Consider the following 7,456-nt stretch of genomic DNA (forward strand, 5'->3'; position numbering starts at 1 on the left):
AACAATTATTTTTTCGGTTGAAAAGCTTAAAAATATGGTATAATGTGTAGAAGATTACATTTTTGGAGGAATTCATGCCTTTAGCCAAAATAGTGTATGCCAGCATGACTGGGAACACCGAAGAAATTGCAGATATTGTCGCCAATAAATTGGAAGAGTTAGGTCTTGATCTTGAAATCAACGAATGCACAACGGTTGATGCTGATGATTTCCTAGATGCAGACTTGGTTATTGTCGCCACTTACACATACGGAGATGGGGAGCTTCCTGATGAAATCGTTGACTTCTACGAAGATTTGACCCAGTTAGACTTGTCTGGTAAGATTTATGGTGTCTGCGGATCAGGTGATACCTTCTACGATGAATTCTGTAAGTCAGTCGATGAATTCGATGCAGCCTTTGCTACAACAGGGGCTACAAAAGGTGCTGAATCTGTCAAAGTTGACCTGGCTGCTGAAGACGATGACATCATCAATCTCGAAAACTTTGCCCAAACCTTAGCTGATAAGGTCTTGTAAGTACTACCGATCATCCCTCATAAACCGCCAGAAGGAGGCTGGGACCAATGGTGTCCCGGCCTCTTTCCTTCACATCTAAGGAGATTTTATGCTAGCATCCCGCAAGGACCTGTCGTCCTTTTTCCTTCGCAACCTCGCCATGCTCCTCATGCTTATCGACCACACTGGGGCTACGCTATTTCCAGACCTCATCTGGCTCCGCTATATCGGCAGACTCGCCTTTCCCATCTTTGCCTTCTTAATTGTCGAAGGTTATTTTCACACCAAGAATCTGCAACATTATCTCTTACGACTGCTGGCCCTTGCCATTGTCACTGATATTCCCTACCATCTGATGGATACCAAGACTTGGGCCTACCAGCCCTTTCATAATGTCATTTGGACCTTCCTCATCGGACTTGTGACTATCAGGAGCATTGACAATTTTCGAAAAAAATACCCCAGAGCACTGGCTATTGGGTTATCTACTGTTGCTATCCTTCTAGCCTGCATCTTGGCGGAAGTGCTCCAGACAGACTACCGTTTTCGAGGGGTTCTGACCCTTATCGGGTTCTACCTCTTCCGTGGTCAGACTCTGAAGCACAAACTAGGCCAAGTAGGCCTACTTCTCTTCGTTAACCTCATCCTCGCCAATCTCGAAACTGTGCTCTATATCGGTTTTGAAAACATCCCTTATTTTTGGGATCTCTATGGCATGCAGCTGATATCTCCCCAACTCTATGCTCCTTTGGCCCTTCTTTTCATTTGGCAGTATAATGGCAGAGCAGGCCACCAGTCTAAAGTCAGCCAAGTCTTTAGCTACCTTTTCTACCCTGTACACATGCTGATATTAGGACTCCTAGCCCTCTTTATCTTCTGATGTTTACTAGACATGTTACACATCAATCACAACCTCCATCAACTTCTAAAATGATGGAGGTTTTTTCATCTGAACTAGAAATTCATTATAAAGACTTTATATGTGTCTCAATAGCCTACGCTAGCCCTTTCAGATTATCAGTATCCAAGCCATGGCCTCAAAAGTCTACACATTTAAACGATTATCTCCCAATCCGATAGAAAATAATACGCTATCATCAAAACTCAGTTTGACTTTCACAGCACATAGTCTAAGGAAAATGAATATTCCTTATAAACAATCAAACCATAGGTATATCAATCACTTTCAATTTTGACATCAATCACAATTGTGGGATTCTTCATGACTCAATTATTGCTTGTTGTAACATACAAAGATATGGTATAATCAAAAAAATGAAGAAGAGAGTTATTCCTTGCTTATGATTGATTTAGATACTGCTGTCCTCAATGCTTATGCCAAATTAAATGAGACGGACTTGTTGATTTGGGACTATATCACCAAGAATAGAAATCAGGTTGGCAAGTTAACCATCACTGAACTGGCCGAAGCGACTAATGTGTCTCGGACAACGATCTCACGCTTTGTTCGAAAGATTGACCTCAGTAGTTTTAGTGAATTCAAGGTTTTGCTCAACATGAGTAGAGAACACATCGCCCCTCAATCAAAAGAGGTCTTCCGACAAGCTTGTGATTCCTTGGCTTTTTATATTAACAAACAGCGAGATAAGGATTTTAGCAAGATTTGCCAGATGATTTTTGATGCTGATAGAGTCTTTGTTTATGGTTCAGGAGATGTTCAGCAATCGGTAGCTAAGCAATTAAAGCGTCTCTTCTTATCAGCTGAAGAAGTGGTCTATGATTTTGCGGGAACAACCTTTGATTGCGCTACTTATCAAGTCCTAAAACCTGAAGACGTGGTAATTATGATTTCCTTGAGCGGTAGCAGTGATAAGGTTTTAGACATCGCAAGACGTCTCAAGATGAATGGTGTCCAACTCATTTCCCTCACAGAGTTCAAAAATAACCCTCTAGCTGAGTTGAGTGACGATAACCTCTATATTGACACTACCAACCTTAGTTTCTTAACTCATCACCCAAATTACAAGATGACCATGCCATATTATTTACTGGTTGAACTATTGTTTATCCAATACGCCATGTATAAAAATCACCGTCTCATTTCAACGGTTACGGGACAAGATAAAGATGAAAAAAGTTCACATTTGATGTGAATTTTTTTATATTTTAGGAATAGGTTGCGACTATAATGAAACCCCTTGCAATCAAAAAGGAAGGTGCTATAATGAGAGTGCAAAGACGTCTTATAATTAAAAAAATACACGAAAGGAGCTTAGCTTCTATGATGAAAAAAATCCAGCGGTTTGGTGGAGCGATGTTCACTCCGACTTTACTCTTTGCCTTTTCAGGGATTATGGTTGGTTTGGCAATCGTTTTTACAAATCCTAATATTGTAGGTGGTTTAGCAGATCCAGACCATGTCTGGTACCAAGTCTGGCAAATCGTGGCTAATGGCGGTTGGATGGTCTTTATGCAATTACCGGTCCTCTTTGCCCTAGCCCTTCCGATTGCCTTGGCGAAAAAGCAACAAGCTAGAGCATGTTTGGAGGCACTGGCAACTTACTTGACCTTTAACTACTTCGTTAATGGGATGCTATCCTACTGGGGGTCTTCTTTTGGAGTTGATTTTGCTGCTGAAACCAGTACAGGTTCTGGACTGACCATGATTGCCGGCATTAAAACCTTAGATACAGGTATGCTGGGAGCTCTTCTGGTATCAGGTATTGTTGTCTGGGCACATAATCGTTTCTACGATAAAGAACTTCCTGATGCGATTGGTATTTTCCGAGGTTCATCCTTTGTCGTTGCTATCTGCTTCTTTATCATGTTACCGTTGGCTTGGTTGACTTGCTTAATCTGGCCGCATGTGCAAGAAGGTATCCGGAGCATGCAAGGTTTCTTTATCAATAGTGGTCCGATTGGTATCTGGGTATACGGTTTCTTGCAAAAAATTCTCATCCCGACTGGGCTTCACCACTTTATCTATGCGCCGTTTACTTATGACAATGCCATTGTTCAGGGCGGAACTTCTGTATACTGGGCGACACACTTGCAAGAATTTGCCCAATCAACTCTACCTCTGAAAGAACTTTACCCAATTGGTTTCTCCCTATCTGGAATGTGTAAAGTCTTCGGATCACTTGGTGTTATGGGGGCTTTCCTAAAGACATCTAAACCAGATAAGCGTAAAAAAGTCTTGGGGCTCATGATTCCTGCAACCTTGACAGCTGTTCTCATTGGTGTAACTGAGCCCTTGGAATTCACCTTCTTGTTTGTTGCACCAGTTCTCTTTGTCGTTCATGCCTTGCTTGATGCAACCCTTCAAGCCCTGGCCTTTGCTTTCGGTGTTGTTGGTGACTTTGGTGGCGGCTTGATTAACTGGTTCTTTATGAACTGGCTGCCGCTTGGTCATAATCACTACATGACCTACATTATCCAAGTAGCACTCGGTTTGGTCTTCGGTGTGATTTGGTACTTCTTATTCGTTTTCTTAATCAAGAAGTTTGACTTCAAAACACCGGGCCGCGAGGACGATGACCAAGAAACCAAGCTTTACAGTAAATCTGAGTACTTGGAAAAGAAAGGTCAAGTTCCTGAAACTCAACCAAGAACCTCAGGGAAATCTTCCACTGATATTCAGGCCGCAGGCTACCTAGAACTCCTGGGAGGTCCTGAAAATATTGAGGATGTGACAAACTGTGCCACTCGCCTAAGAGTGACTGTCAAAGACCCGAGCAAAATCGCCGGAGAGATTAACTTCAAAGATTTAGGTGCTCATGGCTTGGTGGTAAACGGACAAGCAGTTCAAGTTATCGTAGGCTTGTCGGTGCCATATGTGCGTGATGCTTTTGAAGAATTGCTATAATGTAAACTAATATTTAACAATCATATCAATGAAAGAGGAATAAACTATGTCAGTACCAGTAGAAAAACGTCAAAAACAACGTATTGTCATCGCCGGTGGGGGTAGCACCTACACGGCAGGCATTATCACTATGCTGTTGGAAAATAACGATGTTTTCCCGATTGAATCTATCAAACTCTACGATAATTTTGCAGAGCGTCAAGAGCGGGTTGCCAAAGCCTGCGAAATCATCATCCGTGAGCGCCTCCCGCAAGTCAAGTTTAGTTGGACAACGGATCCTGTAGAAGCCTTTACAGATGTTGACTTTGTCATGGCACAAATTCGTGTTGGACTCTTTGCCATGCGCGAGCAGGATGAGCACATTCCATTTAAACATGGTTGTGTGGGTCAGGAAACCTGTGGTCCTGGCGGTATCGCCTATGGTCTTCGTACCATTGGGCCATTAATTGAGATGATCGACTACATGGAGAAATATTCTCCAGACGCTTGGATGCTCAATTACTCAAACCCAGCTGCGATCGTTGCAGAAGCCTGTCGTGTCCTTCGTCCTGATGCGCGTGTGATTAATATCTGCGACATGCCAGTTTGCCTGGAAGAGATTTTTGCTCGGATTCTTGGTAAAAAATCTCGTAAAGAATTTGATGTTCGCTACTATGGACTCAACCACTTCGGGTGGTGGACTCAGATCCGTGACCACGAAGGTAACGATCTTATGCCAGAATTGATGGCTTACGTGAAAGAACATGGTTACGAAGAGCATACCCCACAGGGGCAGCACAAAGAGTCATCGTGGCTGGAAACCATGCGAGCTGCCAAGGACCTCTATGCCATGGATCCAACAGTCCTGTGGAATACTTACCTCAAGTACTATTTAATGGCACCTGAAACAGTTGCTCATTCAGATCCTTTCTACACACGGGCTAATGAAATCATGGACCGTCGTGAGAAAGACACAACAGAAGAATGCGAGCGCATTGTAGCTGCAGGTACAGCCAGGGACACTTGGTTCGCTTCAAATGAGCATGCCATGTTCATCGTTGATTTGGCTTGTGCCCTAGCCTTCAATACCCAAGAGCGGTTCCTGTTGATCGTGCCAAATAACGGGGCGATTGAAAACTTCTCAGCGGATGCCATGGTTGAAATTCCATGTATTGTCGGCAAGGATGGCTATGAACCATTGTCTGTCGGTAAAATTCCTACCTTCCAAAAAGGCCTTATGGAGCAGCAGATTGCTTCTGAGAAACTGGCTGTGGAAGCATGGTTAGAAGGTAGCTATCAAAAATTATGGCAGTCCTTCATGATGAACAAGTCTGTGCCAAGTGCAAAAATTGCCAAAGATATCTTGGATGATATGATTGAAGCCAATAAAGACTACTGGCCAGAATTGCACTAAGGAACAGTCGGTGTTTGACGAACTAAAATACATTGTATAGTATAAGATATGATATGATGAGGTGATTATCCTTGTCAGGTTTAGAACCTGTATTCATGGCAATCAGTGAAACTGATCGTTTAGTGATGAGTACGGGTTCTTGCTCGTTTAGAAAGAAAATGATGGAACAAAAACGCTATTTGTTTGGATTGGTTCAGCTGCTATCATACCTTTGTTTTGGTGTGTTGATGGCAAAATTGATACCCTATTTAGATCAACTTGGTTATGATTCTTACGCACGTGGCTTTGCTTTGTCAGGTTGCGCTTTAGCTACAATCATGATTCAATTAGGATTTGGCTATCTTTTTGATAAGATTGGAAAGGTCAAGCGTCTGATTATATTTAGTATGCTGACTTTTACAGTAACGGGTAGTTTACTTTTTGCCCTACCTTTAAATTTTACTGGAATGCTCCTTTTAGTGACGCTCTCTGGAGGTTATCTCAATGCGCTCTGTGGTTTTATCGATAGCTGGATCATGGGTCTTGGTGATCTCATGAAAAACCAATTATCACAACTAAAAGCCTTTGGTTCTTTGGGTTGGACGATTGGTAGCCTGGGTAGCAGTGTTCTGCTGAAGCTGTTTGGTTATCAAGGTATTGCTTTACTGATTTTAGGGTTGGGCTTTTTTATCTGCGGCCTCATGTTTAAACTACCAGATAGTGATCCACCAGTATTAGACGAACCCATTCATAGTCATGATATTCTGACTTTGTGGCGTTTAAAATCGTATATGTTACTAATTCTAACCCTATTCTTGCTTTATGCTATGGTCGTGGCCAATACGAGTTTAGTCGTGGATAAAATGATTGCTCTAAAGGCCAGTCCTGTAGAGATTTCACTCAAGTGGGCGATGGGGTCCTTATTAGAAATACCAATGTATGCTTTTGGTATGGTACTGATCAAAAAATACGGTAGTTTGCGTCTCTTACAGGTCAGTGCAGTGATTTCAACGGTCCAGTTCCTTCTATTTGCGATAGCTTCTTCTGGAATGGAAATCGTTTTGGTCTCGCTTCTTCAAGTCTTTACCACTCCTATTATCCTGGTGACGTCGAAACTATTGATTGATCATCTAGTGCCTAATCATCTGAGAAATAGCGGTCAAATGATTGCAATTAGTTTATTCGTTGGTGGATCAGCATTCTTAGTTCCAATCGTAAGCGGACTATTCGGAATTCTGCTGGGCTATTCCACGACTCTCATCCTATTCGCCTGTCTAGGACTGTTAGCCTTCTATTTGTTGCATTTATTAAGTCGCCTCATATCTTCTAAATAACAAAACAAATAATCCTAGAATCATCTTTTAAATTTATTCATACACAAAGCATGAATAATACTAAACAAAATTCAAAAATAGGATATATAGTAGAGACATGATAAACTAAGTCACGGTGCTAACCTAAAAGAGTTAAAATTCGCTTTAAAAATCCAATTTTATGCGACTTATCATCGTCGTCCTTAAGCTATTCTTCTGCGCTCAGAAGAATTATACTTCAAAAATATTGATGATTTGACCGGTTATGTCCCCCAGATTGTCAAAAATCAAGTGGATAAGTATTTCAATGAAGATTTATCTGCAAATACAACAAGAACATGGCTTAAAACGACAAGAGGCTGGGCAAAAACTAGTTTCAGAATAGACAAAAACGAGCATTTCCGCAGTTGGAGATGCTCGTTTTCCCATGTCATGGTTTATAATTATA

The 7,456-nt window shown here is 41.8% G+C and carries 6 protein-coding genes; all 6 read left to right on the forward strand.

Going from position 1 to position 7,456, the window contains the following annotated elements:
- The first annotated feature begins 74 nt into the window (after positions 1 to 74).
- The 6 genes from ABID29_RS08735 to ABID29_RS08760 all read left to right on the forward strand — a co-directional run bounded on the left by ABID29_RS08735 (position 75) and on the right by ABID29_RS08760 (position 7,029).
- Positions 75 to 518: a flavodoxin gene (locus ABID29_RS08735; protein ID WP_354365773.1), complete on the forward strand. Its 444-nt coding sequence runs from the start codon at positions 75 to 77 to the stop codon at positions 516 to 518.
- An 88-nt stretch (positions 519 to 606) separates the two neighbouring features.
- Positions 607 to 1,377 (forward strand): TraX family protein, encoded by a 771-nt coding sequence (locus tag ABID29_RS08740; RefSeq protein WP_354365774.1) that lies wholly within the window; start codon positions 607 to 609, stop codon positions 1,375 to 1,377.
- A gap of 421 nt (positions 1,378 to 1,798) precedes the next feature.
- Positions 1,799 to 2,611 (forward strand): MurR/RpiR family transcriptional regulator, encoded by an 813-nt coding sequence (locus tag ABID29_RS08745; protein ID WP_354365775.1) that lies wholly within the window; start codon positions 1,799 to 1,801, stop codon positions 2,609 to 2,611.
- A 128-nt stretch (positions 2,612 to 2,739) separates the two neighbouring features.
- Positions 2,740 to 4,323: an alpha-glucoside-specific PTS transporter subunit IIBC gene (locus tag ABID29_RS08750; RefSeq protein WP_354365776.1), complete on the forward strand. Its 1,584-nt coding sequence runs from the start codon at positions 2,740 to 2,742 to the stop codon at positions 4,321 to 4,323.
- A 46-nt stretch (positions 4,324 to 4,369) separates the two neighbouring features.
- Entirely contained in the window at positions 4,370 to 5,716 is a 1,347-nt protein-coding gene (locus tag ABID29_RS08755) for a 6-phospho-alpha-glucosidase (RefSeq protein ID WP_354365777.1), read from the forward strand.
- 71 nt (positions 5,717 to 5,787) lie between these two features.
- The gene (locus ABID29_RS08760) at positions 5,788 to 7,029 is read left to right on the forward strand and encodes an MFS transporter (protein WP_354365778.1); all 1,242 of its coding nucleotides are present in this window, start codon (positions 5,788 to 5,790) and stop codon (positions 7,027 to 7,029) included.
- Positions 7,030 to 7,456: the final 427 nt, after the last annotated feature.

The sequence above is a fragment of the Streptococcus rupicaprae genome (assembly GCF_040545225.1).
In the GTDB taxonomy this organism is placed as follows: Bacteria; Bacillota; Bacilli; order Lactobacillales; family Streptococcaceae; genus Streptococcus; species Streptococcus rupicaprae.